Source organism: Stenotrophomonas sp. YJH_SMC_80 (genome assembly GCF_059372495.1).
Genome location: NZ_JCAFVP010000012.1, coordinates 1 through 15,965 on the forward strand (window position 1 = coordinate 1; position 15,965 = coordinate 15,965).

Annotated in this window: 12 protein-coding genes and 1 pseudogene; 6 read left to right on the forward strand and 7 right to left on the reverse strand. The window is 66.9% G+C overall.

Translation table 11 applies throughout. The features are described 5' to 3' along the window. Window positions 1–235 precede the first annotated feature (235 nt). Window positions 236–2,341: a phosphoglycerol transferase I gene (locus AC5P99_RS16840; protein WP_088429029.1), complete on the reverse strand. Its 2,106-nt coding sequence runs from the start codon at window positions 2,339–2,341 to the stop codon at window positions 236–238. 244 nt (window positions 2,342–2,585) lie between these two features. Then, window positions 2,586–4,232, reverse strand: a pseudogene (locus tag AC5P99_RS16845) (ABC1 kinase family protein); the annotation flags it as partial. 207 nt (window positions 4,233–4,439) lie between these two features. Between AC5P99_RS16845 and AC5P99_RS16850 the strand changes: the two are divergent. Then, window positions 4,440–5,366, forward strand: a complete 927-nt coding sequence (locus tag AC5P99_RS16850; protein WP_005411357.1) for a DUF808 domain-containing protein — start codon at window positions 4,440–4,442, stop codon at window positions 5,364–5,366. A gap of 107 nt (window positions 5,367–5,473) precedes the next feature. Here the strand turns inward: AC5P99_RS16850 and AC5P99_RS16855 are convergent, their stop codons facing one another. Next, a complete protein-coding gene (locus AC5P99_RS16855) occupies window positions 5,474–7,012 on the reverse strand; it encodes a GGDEF domain-containing protein (protein WP_005411356.1) in 1,539 nt (512 codons plus the stop codon). Window positions 7,013–7,117: 105 nt separating this feature from the next. Between AC5P99_RS16855 and AC5P99_RS16860 the strand changes: the two genes are divergently transcribed. The 3 genes from AC5P99_RS16860 to AC5P99_RS16870 all read left to right on the forward strand — a co-directional run bounded on the left by AC5P99_RS16860 (window position 7,118) and on the right by AC5P99_RS16870 (window position 9,034). Further along, a complete protein-coding gene (locus AC5P99_RS16860) occupies window positions 7,118–7,753 on the forward strand; it encodes a Rossmann-fold NAD(P)-binding domain-containing protein (RefSeq protein WP_258391909.1) in 636 nt (211 codons plus the stop codon). Further along, a complete protein-coding gene (locus tag AC5P99_RS16865) occupies window positions 7,753–8,460 on the forward strand; it encodes a helix-turn-helix transcriptional regulator (protein ID WP_495213349.1) in 708 nt (235 codons plus the stop codon). The genes AC5P99_RS16860 and AC5P99_RS16865 overlap by 1 nt, the downstream gene beginning before the upstream one ends. Before the next feature lie 187 nt (window positions 8,461–8,647). Beyond that, complete coding sequence (locus AC5P99_RS16870) at window positions 8,648–9,034, forward strand: VOC family protein (RefSeq protein WP_024957667.1); 387 nt, start codon at window positions 8,648–8,650, stop codon at window positions 9,032–9,034. 138 nt (window positions 9,035–9,172) lie between these two features. On the opposite strand, the gene AC5P99_RS16875 is transcribed toward AC5P99_RS16870, so the two are convergent. The 4 genes from AC5P99_RS16875 to pdhA are packed head-to-tail and all read right to left on the reverse strand — an operon-like array spanning window position 9,173 to window position 13,058. Next, window positions 9,173–10,564, reverse strand: coding sequence for a dihydrolipoamide acetyltransferase family protein (locus AC5P99_RS16875; RefSeq protein ID WP_005411350.1), 1,392 nt, complete (start codon window positions 10,562–10,564; stop codon window positions 9,173–9,175). After that, window positions 10,561–10,914: an SH3 domain-containing protein gene (locus tag AC5P99_RS16880; RefSeq protein WP_005411349.1), complete on the reverse strand. Its 354-nt coding sequence runs from the start codon at window positions 10,912–10,914 to the stop codon at window positions 10,561–10,563. Before AC5P99_RS16880 ends, AC5P99_RS16875 begins: the two co-directional genes overlap by 4 nt. A gap of 1 nt (window position 10,915) precedes the next feature. Further along, window positions 10,916–11,983, reverse strand: a complete 1,068-nt coding sequence (locus AC5P99_RS16885) for an alpha-ketoacid dehydrogenase subunit beta (RefSeq protein ID WP_005414714.1) — start codon at window positions 11,981–11,983, stop codon at window positions 10,916–10,918. Next, window positions 11,976–13,058, reverse strand: a complete 1,083-nt coding sequence (gene pdhA / locus AC5P99_RS16890; RefSeq protein WP_495213350.1) for a pyruvate dehydrogenase (acetyl-transferring) E1 component subunit alpha — start codon at window positions 13,056–13,058, stop codon at window positions 11,976–11,978. Before pdhA ends, AC5P99_RS16885 begins: the two co-directional genes overlap by 8 nt. Window positions 13,059–13,393: 335 nt before the next feature. Here pdhA and AC5P99_RS16895 point away from each other — a divergent pair, with 335 nt between their 5' ends. Next, on the forward strand, window positions 13,394–14,269 hold the full coding sequence (locus AC5P99_RS16895) for a tryptophan 2,3-dioxygenase (protein ID WP_282256213.1): 876 nt from the start codon (window positions 13,394–13,396) through the stop codon (window positions 14,267–14,269). Window positions 14,270–14,450: 181 nt separating this feature from the next. Continuing rightward, on the forward strand, window positions 14,451–15,950 hold the full coding sequence (locus AC5P99_RS16900; protein WP_005411345.1) for a peptide MFS transporter: 1,500 nt from the start codon (window positions 14,451–14,453) through the stop codon (window positions 15,948–15,950). Window positions 15,951–15,965 lie beyond the last annotated feature (15 nt).

Consider the following 15,965-nt stretch of genomic DNA (forward strand, 5'->3'; position numbering starts at 1 on the left):
CGGCGACCGAGCTTACATGGGTGAGGGCGCTTTGCTTGCGAAGCACTGCTTCGCAAGCGCCCGAACGCACAGCCGCCAGCGGCTGGGCCGGGCCCCGGAAGGGGGACTTGCAGCGTCCCCCGCAACCGGACCCACCCCGCCCAACCACGGAATGCCCGCTGTTGCCGTTGCTTCTGAGGTGGCCGGCCAGCGGCCGGCACTACCACGGGTGCAGGGCGCAGCCCTGCAAAGAGCCCTACCCCCGCGGTCGGCCGCGCGAGGGCACCAGTGCGAACGTGTCCACCGCCAGCTTCTCGGCATGGTTCAACCACGCGCGGATTTCCAGATCATCCACTTCGTGGTCCAGCCCGAACGACACGTTGATCTTGCCGTTGGCATCGGGCTGCACCCACTGCTGGGCCAGCACCACCTTGCGCTGCGAGGACACCGCTTCGATCCAGAAGCCACGATCCGGCCGCGTACTCGCCACCAGCTGCAGCATGTACTGGCCGGCGCGGGTGCGGCGACCCTTCTGGGTGATCATGTGCGCCTGGCGCACGCTCGGGCGCGGGCCCTGGAATGCGTCCAGCGGTGCATCCACGGCGATGCCGCCACGCAGGTCGTTGTCACGGTACAGCTTGATGCCGTTGTCACGGTTGACCAGCAGGGCACACCAGTCACCGTCGGCCGAGCCATCCTCGAATGCGGTGCAACGGTCGACGTAGGCCAGGGTGTTGTCCGGGTTGGCATCATCGAACTGGCGCGAGGTGTTTTCCAGGTACACCGACTTCAAGCCCCAATCCTTGTCGTACTCCAGCAGCACCGGTGGCTGCACGTGTTGCAGGCCGACCACCACCTGGTCGTCGCCGTCGATCTTCAGCTCGCGGGTCGGCTCACCCAGCCACAGCGAGCGGGCGAAGGCGAGGTACTGCGGGTAATCTCGGCCGCCATCACGCTGGGTGGCCACGCTGGCGCTGGGCGCGCGCTGGGTATCGATCAGTGAACGGCCAAAGCCCATCGTCTTCAGGTTCGGGTCCAGCAGGCTGAGCAGGGTCGCACCCGAATCCAGGGTGGTGCCGGCGTCGGCGCTGAGCTGCTGCGGCGCAATGCCATCGCCGAGGAACAGCAGCAGGTTCTCGCGCTTCTGCCGGGTCAGGATGTGGGTCAGATCGTTGGGCATCGCCAGGTGGTCGGAGGCGATCACGATCAGCGTGTCCTTGCCGTACGGGCTGGCCTGGATGCGTTCGACCAGCTGCGAGATCAGCCGGTCACTGCACTTGAGCGCGTTGAGCATGTTGATGTTGCCGTACTGGCTCTGGTAGCGCTCGCCCTTGCACGACACCGGCAGGTGGCCCGCCGGGTGGTGGGTGTCCATGGTGAGCGTGGTGAGCATGAACGGCGAGCCGGCGCGCGAGAGCTGTTCGAAGCGCTGGTAGGCGGTGTCCAGCAGCACGTCGTCGTGCACGCCCCAGGCGGAGTAGTGGATGCGCCCGATCTTCTTCTGCTGCTTGAACCAGGCGAGGTCATGCACTTCATCAAAGCCGTGGCTGGCGAGGAACTGGCCCTTGCCGGCGAACTGGCCGTTGGCCCCGCCCAGGTAATGGTTGGTATAGCCCTGCTGCTTCAGGTAGTCGCCCAGGCACACTGCCTTGGGCAGGAAGCTGCCCATCCGGTCCATGCTGTTCTCATCGCCCTGCGAAGTGGTCAGCGGCACGCCGCACATCGACGACACCAGGCCGGCGATGGTCCAGCCGCTGCCCTCGGCCGAGGCCAGGTTGCGCACGTCCAGCGACTCGGACGCCAGCCGGTTGAGATTGGGCATCAGGCCTGGGAATACGTTTTCGTCCAGGTACGTGCGCTCCAGGCTCTCGCCGTAGATCCAGACGATGTTGCGCGGGCGCTGCAGCGGCTGCGTCGGCACCTGGTATTCGGGGGCGATGCGGGCGAAGTCGACCGGGCGCAGCTGCTGGTACAGGCGTTGGCCGTCGCGGGCCAGCGGGCTGATCATGATCGTGGCCACCCACACGGCCGCGAAGCCCGCGAACAGCGCGCCACCGTGGCCGGGCCGGCGCCAGCGCTTCACCCGCGTGGCGAACAGCGGCAGCAGCGAGACCAGCGCCAGCACGATGAAGCCGGCGATGTAGCCCTTGAAGTCGGAGACTCCGGCGCCTTCCATGTCGGCGCCGAGGTGGTACAGCGTGGCGGCGTTGAGCCCATCACCGGACAGCTTGTCGATCAGCCACCATGCGCTGAGCGTGAGCAGCAGCAGCGAGAACGCACTGGCCTTCCACCACACCCATTTGCCGGACGCGAGGAACAACCAGCACAGCAGCAACAACGACAGCAGCAGTATCCAGAGCATAGGCAGCTTCGGCAGTGACGGGGTGGTGGTGATGGACGTCGTACCGACGCGTGTCCATCCGACCAGCGCTGCCGCAAGCACATGCATGTGACAGGCCGATGACCCGATAGTGCATGCACGAACCTGACTGAAATGTTTGTTGAAATGACGCGCGCGAAATCGCGCTCAGAAGGTAAATCGAGCGTGAAAGGCTTCGTTGGATTACATTAAAAACCGCATGAATACGGGTGTTTTCGCAGATGCGCTAGCGATGCCCGCGCTCTTCGCGTGCCCGCGCGCGACGATCGAACAGCAATGCACTGGTCACGATGCCAAGGCCGAGCACTACGCCGATGAACAACAGAATCAGGGCGATGAGCGGGTAGCCGAACAGATGCCAGCCGGTGTCGATCTTCATCATCATCGCGGCGGCCATGATCAATGCCGCGCTGATGATGCCGGCCGCCACGCGGTTGGCGATCTTCTGCAGGTTCTCCATCAGCCGCGATTCTTCCAGGCCCGTCACCTTCATCTGCAGACGGTTCTCAGCCAGCAGCGCCATGATGTCCGACAGCTTGCGCGGCCCATCGCGCAGCAGCTGCTGCAGCTCCATCGCCTCGCTGGCGATGTTGGCTGCCGACAGGGACTTTTTCAGGCGCGCACGCATCACATGCTGAAGCTGGCGCTCGACGATGCGGCGGGTCTCCAGTTCGGGTGCCAGCAACCGGCATACGGTTTCCAGGTTGAGCAGCGCCTTGCCGAGCAGGCTCAGTTCCGGCGGTGTGCGCAGGCCGCAGGCGGTGGCGATGCGCACCATGTCCAGCACCACGCGGCCTTCGGAGAAACTGCCGCTGGCGGCGTAGCGCGCGATCAGCTGGCCGGTCTCGCGCAGGTAGCGCTCTTCGTCGAAGGCCTCCAGCCGCGTGCTGATGCTGATCAGATCGTCGGCTACTTCCTCGCCACGGCCATCGACTGCGGCGAACAGGATCTTCAGCAGCCGCTCGCGCAGGCGCGGCGGCATGTGCGCGACCATGCCCAGGTCGAAGATCGCCAGCCGTCCATCGGGCATCACCCGCAGGTTGCCGGGGTGCGGGTCGGCATGGATCTCGCCGTGCACGAAGATCTGGTCCAGGTAGCCGCGGATCAGCGCCGCCGCCAGCGGGTCCATCGATTGTTCGGTGCGGCGCACATCGGGAATCGCATCCACGCGCACGCCGGTGGCCAGTTCCATGGTCAGCACGCGCTGGCTGCTGTAGTCCCACAGCGGCTGCGGAATCCACAGGCGGCGGAACGGCTTCAGGTGTCGGCCGAAACGGGCCAGGTTCTCGGCCTCGGCGTGGTAGTCCAGCTCCTGCATCAGGGTCTTTGCGAACTCGTTGAGCCAGTCGCGCAGGCGCACGCGGCGGCCCACCTGGGTCAGGTGGTCGGCGGCCAGCGCGAAGCTGCGCAGCGCCTCCAGGTCCGAGCGAAGTTGTGCAGCCACTTCAGGCTTCTGCACCTTCACTGCCACCTGGCGTCCGTCATGCAGCACCGCGCGATGCACCTGCGCGATCGAGGCACAGCCCAGCGGTTCGGGATCGAATGAGGCGAACAGCTTGTTCACCGGTGCGCCCAGCTCCTGCTCGACGATCGCATGGATGCGCTCGACCGGAATCTCGGCCACCTTTTCCTGCATGCGCTCCAGGGCTGTGGCGAACTCCACCGGCACCATGTCCGGGCGCGTGGACAGCATCTGGCCCAGCTTGACGAAGGTCGGGCCCAGCGCTTCCAGGTCGCTGACGAACTGTTCCGGGTTGCCGTCCGCGGGAACGTCGGCTGGATTGCCTGCGGCATCCAGGTTCATGCCCGAGAACACCCCTGAATGGCGATAGCGCATCAGCAGGCGCAGGATCTGGCTGCGCCGGTTCATGCCTTTGACCAGCGGAGGATTGCCATTGGCGGTGGGCGGATTGCTCAAGCGGAACTCCCATGCGACGAAGACAGGTAGCGCCGGCCACGGGCCGGCGATGTCCGGATTCCGCAGTGTCGCCGGGGGGCGGTGGGCACGCGGTGAATCCGACGTCTTCCGCAGTCCACACCGGATCGGTCAGAATCCGCTCATTCCCTCTCTGGACTTCCCATGGCCGGTGCCAGCCTGTTCGCCCTGCTCGACGATATCGCCACCCTCCTCGACGATGTCTCGGTCCTGACCAAGGTCGCGGCGAAGAAAACCGCCGGCGTGCTGGGCGACGACCTGGCGCTGAACGCGCAGCAGGTCACCGGGGTCAACGCCAACCGCGAACTGCCGGTGGTGTGGGCGGTGGCCAAGGGCTCGCTGGTCAACAAGGTGATCCTGGTGCCCGCAGCATTGGCGATCAGTGCGCTGGAGGCCTGGCTGCACAGCCGCGGCTGGAACGTGCCGCTGATCGTGCCGCTGATGATGATCGGCGGCGCGTTCCTGTGCTTTGAGGGCGTTGAGAAGCTGGCGCACCGGTTCCTGCACTCAGCCGAGGACGACGCCGAGCATCAGGCCGAGCGGCGCAAGGCGCTGGCCGACGCGCAGGTGGACATGGTGGCGTGGGAGAAGGACAAGGTGAAAGGCGCGATCCGCACCGACTTCATCCTCTCGGCCGAGATCATCGTACTGACCCTGGGCGTGGTCGCCACCGCATCGTTCACCAACCAGCTGGTCACGCTGGCCGTGGTTGCACTGGCGATGACGGTCTTCGTCTATGGGCTGGTGGCGGGCATCGTGAAGCTTGATGACGTCGGCCTGTACCTGTCGCGCAAGGGTGGGGCCGTGGCCGCCTTCGGTCGCGGCCTGGTGGCTTCGGCACCGTGGCTGATGAAGTTCCTGTCGGTGGCCGGCACCATTGCCATGTTCCTGGTGGGCGGCGGCATCCTGGTGCACAACGTGCCGGCGCTGCACCACGCAGTACAGGCGATGGGCGGCGAGGGGCAGTGGGGCTGGCTGGTCAGCGCGGTGGGTAACATGGTGGTCGGCATCATCGCCGGTGCCATCGTGCTCGCGGCGGTGACCGGGTTCCAGAAGCTGCGCGGCAAGTAATCACCGGCGGGTCGCAAGGTAGAGGCCGACCTTGGTCGGCGCTTTGTTTCCTGCGCGTGCCAACCAAGGTTGGCACCTACCAAAGCGGTTCGCGACGGGCCGGACGGTCAGCCCGCCTGCACGCGGTTCTTGCCCTGTCGCTTGGCCGCATACAACGCGTCATCCGCACGGCGCAGCAAAGCCTCGGTATCGTCGCCCGGCTGCCATTGCGCCAGCCCGGCGCTGAAGTGCACCGGCACGCGGCGGTCCTGCACGGTCAGCACACGGTGCGCCAGTGAGCGTTGCAGGCGCTGCACGGTGGCCATGCTATCGGCACCCTGGGTTTCCGGCAGCACCAGCACGAACTCGTCGCCACCCAGCCGTGCGATGCCGTCAGTGGCGCGCAGCAGCAGCCTGCAAACGGCCACCAGGTGCTGCAGCAACGCATCGCCACCGGCGTGGCCGTGCGCCTCGTTGGTCAGGTGGAAATCATCCAGGTCGATCACCGCCACGCCCAGCGGTGAGTTGTTGCGCGCAGCACGCGCCAGTTCACGCTGCAGCAGTTCGTCCAGGCCGCGGCGGTTCAGCGCCTGGGTCAGCGGATCGATACGCGCCAGGTCACCGGCGGCACGCAGTTCCTGCTCCAGCTCGGCAATGCGCTGTTCGGCGCGTTCCACTTCCTGCCGCGCATTGGCCAGGTGATCGCGGGCCTGCGCGGCCTGCTGCTGTACCTTGCCGGTGTCGCGCATCACGTCCTGCAGCAGCTGGTTGAGGTCGGCGATGCTACGCGCCTCGCGCAGCTGCAGTGCGTAGCTGCCGATGCGGTCGTGGTATTCGCCGGTGCTGGTGGCCATGCCATCCATGCGCTCGATGAACTCGCCCATCAACCCGCGCATCGCCGCCTTCGAATCGTCGATGCCCTGGCGCAGCAGGCCCTGCTTGTAGATCACTTCGCGCAGTTCGGCACGGGTGCGCTCGACTGCCTCGGCTTCCAGCGGCCCGTCCAGCAGCTGGCGCACCGCCGCGATCTGGCCCTGCAGCCAACTGCGGTCGTCCAGCAGCTCGCTCACGTTTTCCAACAGCAGCGCGAACAGTTCCAGCAGCAGCGCCTGCTGCTCCTGCCAGCTCTCGGCACGCACGCCGACCTGGTGCCCGAGTTCGCGCACGCCCTGTTCGATCGGCTCCAGTGCGGTACCCGGCTGCCACTGGCGCAGGCGCGTGGCCAGGGCCTGCGCTTGTTCGCGCAGATCCGGGTCGTGCTGCAGCAGGGCCACCACCGCGCCACCCAGCAGCAGCCGCAGCTGCTCGGACAGGCGCAGGCTTTCCGGCTGTCCGTCCGGCGAATGCTGTTCGATGGTGCGGATGTACTTGTCGATCAACTGCCGCATCGCGCGCCCGTAGCGCGGCCAATCGGCACTGGCCTGCGCCGACTGCAGGCGGTCGCCCATGTCACCCAGTTCGCCGGGCAGGGTGGCCATGCCGTTGGCGAAGGCGGCCAGCAGCGGTTCCGGCGCGTCGGCGCCGGCGAACAGCTGCTGCAGTGCCACGCCACCACCGCCCTGCAGTACCACGCGGTCGCCCAGCCCATCGTCCACCACCGCGCGCACGCGTGCCGGCGGCCCAAGGGCGGTACCGGGGGCAGGGCGATGGTCGGGCTGGTCCGTCATGGAGCGAATCCTGGGGCTGGCAGGGACTGGTTCCAGCATATCGGCGCGGTCGCCGACGGCTTGAACGGCTAGGATGGGCGACAGGATGCCGCAGTGGAGGTGGTGATGCGCGTGATGTTGCTGGGGGCGACCGGCCTGGTTGGTGGGCTGGCCCTGCCCCGCCTGCTGGACGACCCGCGCTGCAGTGGCGTGGTGGCGCCCACCCGCCGCCCGTTGGGCATGACCCACGGGAAGCTGGAGAACCCGGTACTGGCCTTCGACGCGTTGCCCACTTCGCCAGCATGGGCGCGCGTGGACGCGGTCATCTGCGCGCTGGGCAGCACCATTGCCCAGGCCGGCAGCCGCGAGGCTTTCCACCGCATCGATCATGACTACCCGCTGGCGTTCGCGCGGCTCGCACAGGCACAGGGTGCGCAGACTTATGTGCTGAATTCCGCGGCCGGTGCCAACCCGCAGTCGTCGATCTTCTACAGCCGGGTGAAGGGTGAATTGGAACGTGACCTTCGTGCGCTGGGCTTCCATTCGTTGACCCTGGTCCGCCCAGGGCTGATCGGGGGCGAGCGCAACGAGGTGCGTCGTGGCGAGCGCCTGGCGCTGATGGTGCTGGGTGCTTTGGGGCCGATGTTGCCACGGGCGTGGCGGATCAACCCGGCGAGCGAGATCGCCAAGGCACTGGTCGAGTCCGCGCTGGCCCCGCAGCCGGGTGAGCACGTGGTTGCATCGAGCGCACTGGTCGGCTGATGTCGCGTGCGCTGCGCCTGACCCAGTTGCTGCAGCTGCTGCGCCGCCATCGGCGGCCGGTGGCCGGGCAGACGCTGGCCGAAGCGCTGGGCATCAGCCTGCGCACGCTGTACCGCGATATCGAGACCCTGCGTGAGCAGGGCGCTGACCTGCGTGGCGAGGCCGGCGTTGGCTACCAGCTGGCGCCGAGCGACACCCTGCCACCGATGACCCTGCCGCCGGCCGAGATCGATGCGCTGGTGCTGGGCCTGCGCTGGGTTGCGACCCGTACCGAACCCGCGTTGGCCGAAGCCGCACGCGATGCCCTGGCGCGTATCGCGCATGTGTTGCCCGCAGCGCGGCGCGAGGCCTTGCGTGACAGTGGCCTGCGGGTGGGCCCTTCGCGTGCTGCGGCCAAGGTGCCGGCTGCGCGTCTGCAGGCCGTGCGCGAAGCAGTGGGTTCACAGCAGCGCCTGAAGTTCGGCTACGAGGACGCGCACGGCCAGCGCAGCGAGCGCATCGTCTGGCCGTTCGCGCTGGGCTACTTCGATGAGGTGCCGATGCTGGCGGCGTGGTGCGAGCGCCGCGAGGATTTCCGCCATTTCCGTCTGGACCGCATCCGCCAGGCGCGTGTGCTGGAGGATCACTACCTCGTGCCACGCGCCACCCTGCTGCGACGCTGGCAGAAGGCGCAGGGCATCGCGCCGGACTGGCTGGACCGTTCATAACAGAGCAACAGCCGGGAGCGGGGGTAGAGTCGACTGTTAGTCGACTATCGCGCGCAGCGCGGGATTTTAAGCAGGCTGAAGGAAGAGCAGTCGACTAACAGTCGACTCTACCGGCAGTCGACTCTACTGACAGAATCTGTCAGCAGGGCCGTACCACCATGAGCGCTCCCAACAACGGAGCTTCCCCATGTTCACGCCCAGCACTCTGCTGCAGTACGTGCGCGACGTCGCCACCAGCGCCACCTTCTACAGCGGCATCCTCGGCAAACCGCCGGTCGAGCAGTCGCCCGGCTTCGCCCTGTTCCTGCTCGGCGATGGCGCCGCACTCGGCCTGTGGCAACGCGACGACGTGCAGCCTCCGGTGTCCGCGCAAGCAGGCGCCGCCGAACTGGCAATGGTGGTGGCCAACCCCGACGCCGTGCAGCAGATGCACGATGCGTGGCGCGCTCTTGGTGTGGAGATCCTGCAGGCGCCGGTGACGCTGGAGTTCGGCCATACTTTTGTCGGGGCAGATCCTGATGGCCACCGCCTGCGTGTGTACAGCCGCGCCGAGGGCTTGGTCGCGCGCGATTGATCGCCCGCGTTGTGTAGATCCACGCCATGCGTGGATGGAGCGCGACGGAGCAGGCACAAAAAAACGCCGGGCAATGCCCGGCGTTTTCTCCAAGTCATGTGCCAACCAACGGTTGGCACCCACCGATCAGGTGGCCGATCAGCTGGCCAGCGCCAGGTCGTCCATCATTGCGCGCAGGAAGCGCGCCGCTTCGCCGCCGGTGGCCGCGCGGTGGTCGAAGGTGACCGACAGCGGGATCACCTTGTGCGCTTCCACGCCGCCCATCACCGGGGTCATCTGGTGGCGGGCACGGCCGGCACCAACGATGGCCACGCACGGCGGCACCACGACCGGGGTCGCGTAGCGGCCGGCGAACATGCCGAAGTTGGACAGCGAGATGGTGTAGCCACTCAGTTCCGAAGCGGCGATCGAACGCGATTCCACCTGCTCGCGCAGGCGATTGACGCCTTCGCGGATGCCGCGTGCGTCGAGCATGTCGGCATTGCGCAGGGCCGGCACGAACAGGCCGTCGTCTGTGTCTACGGCGATGCCGATGTCCACCTGTGCGTGCAGGGTACGGGTCAGCGCTTCACCGTCGAACCAGGCGTTCATCGCCGGCACCTTCTGCGCGGCGACCACGATCGAACGCACCAGGCGCGCGGTGACGTCGTTGCCCGGCAGCCAGGCGTGGATGTCGGCGTCGTCGTTCAGCGTGGTCGGCACCACCTTGCTGTGCGCATCAGCCATCACGCGTGCCATGTTGCGGCGCACGCCCTTCAGCGGTTCCGGCTGGCCCTTGGCCACCACGCCCGGCGGCTGGGTACGCATCGGCTTGCCGGCGGCGGACAGCGGGGTGCGGGCTTCGCTCTGCACCGGGGCAGACACCTGCGCCGGGGCCGGCGCGGCATAGGCAGCAGCGGCAACCGGTGCCGGAGCAGCGCCGAGCTTGGCGGTGCCGTTGGCGGCGGCCTGCTTGACGTCGGCCATGGTGACCGCGCCATCGGTGCCGGTAGCGGCCACGCGGCTCAGGTCCACGCCCAGCTTGCGCGCCATCGCACGCACGGCCGGCACGGCCTTGACGCCACCGACGGCCAGCGCCTGTTCGGCATGCACGGCGTTGGAGCTCTGCATGGCGCCGACCACGGTACCGGCGTCGTCACGCTCGGCGGCGGCCGGCTTGGCTTCCTCCGCAGCGACCGGCGCAGCCGGCAGCGGTGGCGGGGTCGGTGCGGCAGCCGGCGCGGCCGGTGCGGCATGACCATGGCTGTGGCCGGTGTCCTGGCCATCGGCACGCTGCGGCAGGTTCGGGTCCAGTTCGAAGCTGGCCAGCACCGAGCCGGTCGGGATGATGTCGCCGGCACCGCCGGACAGCTTCAGCACCTTGCCGGAGAACGGCGAGGGCACTTCCACCACGGCCTTGGCGGTCTCCATCGAGACCAGCGGCTCGTCCAGCTTGATCACATCGCCTTCCTTGACGAACCACTCGACGATGGTCGCGTCCGGCAGGCCTTCGCCCAGGTCGGGCAGGTTGAAGTTCTTGGTCTGGCTCATTTGCAGTTCTCTTCCAGCAGTTCCAGTTCGCGGGCCGGCAGCCAACCCGTCGCGCCATTGGCGCGCTCGGACCACCACCAGCCGCCGTGTTCGTGATGAAGCTTCACCATCTCGCCGCTTTCCACATCCAGCTCGCGGGCGTCGTAGTCGCACAGCGCTTCGGCGCGACCCTCGTCCAGCAGCTGCAACCAGGCGATGGGCGCCCAGCCAGCGCGCCCATCGTTGGTGCGTACCCAGGCAAACGCCGGCCATTCCTCGTCACGTACACCTACTTCGACGATCTGGCCGGTGTGGAACCGGAGCGGGTTGGGATACTGGCTGCGGTAAGCCCCCAGAAGGCGGGCCCGCATGTCAGCCGGCCGCCACCGCGCGCTTGGCCGCAGCCACGATCCGCTCAACGCTCGGCAGGTACTTCATTTCCAGGCGGAACAGCGGAATGTGGGTGTCGTAGCCAGTGACGCGCTCGACCGGGGCCAGCAGGTCGTAGATCGATTCCTCGGCCAGGCGCGCGGCGATCTCGGCGCCGAAGCCCGCGGTTTTCGGGGCCTCCTGCACGATCACGCAGCGGCCGGTCTTGGCCACCGATTCGGCGATGGTGGCGAAGTCCAGCGGACGCAGCGTGGCCACGTCGATGACTTCGGCACTGATGCCTTCGCCGGCCAGCTTGTCGGCCGCTTCCAGCGCTTCCTTCACCTGCGCGCCCCAGGTCACCAGGGTCACGTCGGTGCCGTCGCGCAGCACGAAGCAGACGTCCAGCGGCAAGGCTTCGCCGTCGTTGACGACCACTTCCTTGTACTGGCGGTAGATGCGCTTGGGCTCCATATAGATCACCGGATCCGGTTCGCGGATCGCGGCCAGCAGCAGGCCGTAGGCGCGCTGCGGCGACGACGGCAGCACCACGCGCAGACCGGGCACGTTGGTGAAGATCGCCTCGTTGGCTTCGCTGTGGTGTTCCGGCGCGCGGATGCCACCGCCCCACGGCACGCGCAGCACCATCGGGCAGTGCAGGCGGCCACGCGTGCGGTAACGCAGGCGTGCGGCGTGGCAGACGATATGGTCGACCATCGGGTACATGAAGCCATCGAACTGGGCTTCGGCCACCGGCTTCATGCCCTGCGCGGCAAGACCAATCGTCAGGCCGGCGATGGTGGTTTCATCCAGCGGGGTGTCGAGGATGCGGTCCGAGCCGAAGCGCTGCTGCAGACCGGCAGTGGCGCGGAACACGCCGCCGTTGACGCCCACGTCTTCGCCCAGAACCAGCACCGACGGGTCGTGTTCCAGCTCCCAGGCCAGCGCCTGGGTGATGGCTTCGATGAGGGTGATCGGGGTGGTGGTCATGCTCTCTTCTCCGCGCGCGACCGCAGCGCTGTCGGCGGCGTTGGTGTGCGCGCCGGGCGCGCCGTTCTTGATCTCATCCATGGCGCTTCTCCAGGGCGATCGCCTGGGCACGCTGGGCCAGCAGGTCCGGCGGCGGATCGGCATACAGGAAGTCGAACATCGCCTCGACCGGCTGCACCGGCGTGTTGAGGTACAGGTTCACTTCCTCGTCCACGCGCGTGCCGCACTCGGCGACCCAGGCGGTTTCCTCTTCTTCGCTCCACACACCGGCGTTGATCAGGTACTTGCGCAGGCGCAGCATCGGCTCGCGCTGCCAGGCATCCTTCACTTCGGCGTCGTCGCGGTAGCGGCGCGCGTCATCGGCGGTGGTGTGGTCGGACAGGCGGTAGGTCATCAGTTCCAGCACGGTGCCGCCGTCGCCGGCCAGCGCACGTTCGCGCGCCTGCTCCATGGCCGCCAGCACCGCGATCAGGTCGTTGCCGTCCACCTGCAGGCAGTGCAGGCCACCGGCCAGGCCCTTCTGCGCCAGTGTTTCGGCACCGGTCTGGGCCGAACGCGGAACCGAGATGGCCCAACCGTTGTTGACGATGCACAGGATCAGCGGGAGCTTGTAGGCGCCGGCCGAATTCAGTGCTGCGTAGAAGTCGGTCTTGGAACTGCCGCCGTCGCCGCACACCGCCACCGCGATCTGCGGTTCCTTGTTGAGCTTGAACTTCAGCGCCGCGCCTGCGGCATGCAGGCACTGGGTGGAAATCGGCACGCAGAACGGGAAGTCCTTGGCCGCGTTGCCGCCGTAATCGTTGCCGCGTTCGTCGCCGCCCCAGTACATCAGCACGTCGTGCGGGCGCACGCCACGCATGAACATCGCGCCATACTCGCGGTACGAAGGCGCGAACACGTCGCCCTTCTGCATCGCCGCGCCGATACCCACGTGCGCGGCTTCGTGGCCCAGGCAGGCGGCATAGGTGCCGAGCTTGCCGGTGCGCTGCAGTGCGATGGATTTGCTGTCGAACGTACGTACGAACAGCATCTGCTTGAACAGCGGTACCAGGACCTTGGGGTCGCGCAGCGACGCGGGCAGGTCATCGCGGACGAGTTTGCCGTCCGTATCCAGGTACTGCAGGTATTCGATCTTGAATTCAGCGGCAACCGTCATTGCGTACTGCACCTTCGACAGAGAAGTTACAAATGATATGAATCGCCATGTTAAGGAACGCGTACGGAATAGCCTTCCTGCGCCGCAACACGGGGATTCCCCGTTTTACCCCTGCCGGCGGGTGGGGGGCCAATAACAACAACGTATTCAGTCGTTGCTGCAAAGCATCAGAATACGCCTCAGGCTGACCGCCAGTACAACGGCCTGGACGGTTCCACGCGCAGGCCTGGGATCGGCCGATGCTCCACGGCCAACCGCACGCCCCGGTATGGACCCGGCGGCTGCCAGCGCGGCGGCAACGCGCTACCCTTGCCGCCCCCGATCTGGTCCCGCCCATGTCCGTCGACAACAACCAACGCGATCTCGAAGCCGGCATCCACACCGACCTGCAGGGACGCCTCACCTACGGCGGCTACCTGCGGCTGGACCAGCTGCTCAGCGCGCAGCAGCCGCTGTCCAGCCCGCCGCACCATGACGAGATGCTCTTCATCATCCAGCACCAGACCTCCGAACTGTGGCTGAAGCTGCTGGGCCATGAGCTGCGTGCCGCAATCGGCTTCCTGCAGCGCGATGAAGTCTGGCAGTGCCGCAAGGTGCTGGCGCGCAGCAAGCAGGTGCTGCGCCAGCTGACCGAGCAGTGGTCGGTGCTGGAAACCCTGACCCCGTCCGAATACATGGGCTTCCGCGACGTGCTGGGCCCGTCGTCGGGCTTCCAGTCGCTGCAGTACCGCTACATCGAGTTCCTGCTGGGCAACAAGAACGCGCAGATGCTGCAGGTGTTCGAGCACGACCCGGCCGGGCAGGCGCAGCTGCGCACCGTGCTGGAGGCGCCCAGCCTGTACGAGGAATTCCTGAAGTACCTGGCCCGCTTCGGCCATGCCGTGCCGGCGGTGTACGAGGCCCATGACTGGACCCAGCCGCACGTGGCCGACGACGCCCTGCAGCCGGTCTTCGAACGCATCTACCAGGACACCGACCGCTACTGGCGCGAGTACGCGCTGTGCGAGGACCTGGTGGACCTGGAGACCGCCTTCCAGCTGTGGCGCTTCCGCCACATGCGCACGGTGATGCGGGTGATCGGCTTCAAGCGCGGCACCGGTGGCTCGTCCGGCGTGGGCTTCCTGGCCAAGGCACTGGAGCTGACCTTCTTCCCCGAGCTGTTCCAGGTGCGCACCAGCCTGCAGGCCGCGCCCGCGGCAGAACAGGCCTGATCCGTATTCAGCTTGGATCGCGGCCGACGGCTGGATCGTTTCAGATGCAAGTTCAGCGAGCAGGCTGGCACCTGCCTCAAACGGCGTGTATTTGACGTGAACGCCAGAAGTCGGTGATCCTCGCGCGTTGCTCCAACTGCACAGCGGACGTGCTCGTCATCCACCGAACCAGGAAACCCGCATGAGCGTAAACGCCACTGCGAACACCCCAGAGCCGGCGCTGCCGGACTTCAAGACCACGCTGGGCCACCCGCGCCCGTTGTGGATGCTGTTTATGACCGAGTTCTGGGAACGCTTTGCGTTCTACGGCATCCGCTGGGCCTTGGTGCTGTACATCGTCGCCCAGTTCTACAACGGCAGCGCTGCCGGTGAAGGCGACGCCAGCCGCATCTACGGCGCCTACCTGGCCCTGGTGTACGCCGCGGCGATCTTCGGTGGCTACGTGGCCGACCGGGTACTGGGCTACCAGCGCTCGATCCTGACCGGCGCGATCATCATGGCCGCCGGCCTGTTCATGATCTCGCTGCCGCAGGAGCACATCTTCAAGCTCGGCCTGGCCACGATCATCGTCGGCAACGGCCTGTTCAAGCCCAACATCTCGACCATGGTCGGCAAGCTGTACGGGCTGAAGGACGAGCGCCGCGATTCGGGCTTCACCATCTTCTACATGGGCATCAACATCGGCGCGATGATCGCCCCGGTGCTGACCGAGTACCTGGCCCGCAAGGTGTTCGGTACCGACGCGATGCCGTCTTACAAGGTCGTGTTCATCGCCTCGGGCGTGGGCATGCTGATCTCGCTGGTGTGGTTCTACATCGGTCGTGCCGGCCTGAAGGGCATCGGTGCACCGCCGGCCGGCGCTGAAGGTTTCGGCCGCATCATCATGGTGCTGGCCGGTGCCGTGGTCGCCATCCCGGTCGCGTACTTCCTGCTGGCCACCGGCGCCACCGCGCTGGCCTGGATCCTGGGTGCGATGTTCACCGCGCTGGCCGTCCTGCTGCTGGTCGAGGGCATCCGCGAAGGCAAGGTGCAGCGCGACCGCGTGATCGCCATGCTGATCATCTTCGCCTTCAACGTGATGTTCTGGATGTTCTTCGAACAGGCCGGCAGCTCGTTCACCTTCCTGGCCGAGAACATCGTCAACCGCCAGTTCGGTGACTGGACCTTCCCGACCGCGTGGTTCCAGTCGGTCAACTCGGTGGCGATCATCACCCTGGCCCCGGTGATCGCCTGGATCTGGGTGGCCATGGGCCGCGCCAATCCGTCCATCCCGCGCAAGTTCGGCCTGGGCCTGCTGTTCAACGGCGCCGCCTTCGCGCTGCTGATGTTCGCCCTGTCGCAGATGGTCGTGGACGGCAAGATCCCGTTCTGGACCCTGTTCATGGTCTACGTCATCCAGTCCGTGGGTGAGCTGTGCCTGTCGCCGATCGGCCTGTCGATGGTGACCAAGCTGGCCCCGGTGCGCCTGGTCGGCTTCGGCATGGGTGGCTGGTTCCTGTCCACCGGCATCGGCAACAACCTGTCGGGCATCTTCGCTGGTGTGGTCAGTGGTGAAGGCGGCATGACGGTCGAGTCGGCCCTGAAGGGGTATACCTTCGGGTTCTGGGCCCTGATCGGCTCCGGCGTGGTGCTGTTCCTGATCGCCCCGCTGATCAACAAGCTGATGCACGGCGTCAAGTAATGATGAGAGGGTAGA

Coding starts and splice junctions, on each gene's coding strand:
- AC5P99_RS16840 (WP_088429029.1), bottom strand. CDS start 2,341: ATGCTCTGGATACTGCTGCTGTCGTTGTTGCTGCTGTGCTGGTTGTTC.
- AC5P99_RS16850 (WP_005411357.1), top strand. CDS start 4,440: ATGGCCGGTGCCAGCCTGTTCGCCCTGCTCGACGATATCGCCACCCTC.
- AC5P99_RS16855 (WP_005411356.1), bottom strand. CDS start 7,012: ATGACGGACCAGCCCGACCATCGCCCTGCCCCCGGTACCGCCCTTGGG.
- AC5P99_RS16860 (WP_258391909.1), top strand. CDS start 7,118: ATGCGCGTGATGTTGCTGGGGGCGACCGGCCTGGTTGGTGGGCTGGCC.
- AC5P99_RS16865 (WP_495213349.1), top strand. CDS start 7,753: ATGTCGCGTGCGCTGCGCCTGACCCAGTTGCTGCAGCTGCTGCGCCGC.
- AC5P99_RS16870 (WP_024957667.1), top strand. CDS start 8,648: ATGTTCACGCCCAGCACTCTGCTGCAGTACGTGCGCGACGTCGCCACC.
- AC5P99_RS16875 (WP_005411350.1), bottom strand. CDS start 10,564: ATGAGCCAGACCAAGAACTTCAACCTGCCCGACCTGGGCGAAGGCCTG.
- AC5P99_RS16880 (WP_005411349.1), bottom strand. CDS start 10,914: ATGCGGGCCCGCCTTCTGGGGGCTTACCGCAGCCAGTATCCCAACCCG.
- AC5P99_RS16885 (WP_005414714.1), bottom strand. CDS start 11,983: ATGGATGAGATCAAGAACGGCGCGCCCGGCGCGCACACCAACGCCGCC.
- pdhA (WP_495213350.1), bottom strand. CDS start 13,058: ATGACGGTTGCCGCTGAATTCAAGATCGAATACCTGCAGTACCTGGAT.
- AC5P99_RS16895 (WP_282256213.1), top strand. CDS start 13,394: ATGTCCGTCGACAACAACCAACGCGATCTCGAAGCCGGCATCCACACC.
- AC5P99_RS16900 (WP_005411345.1), top strand. CDS start 14,451: ATGAGCGTAAACGCCACTGCGAACACCCCAGAGCCGGCGCTGCCGGAC.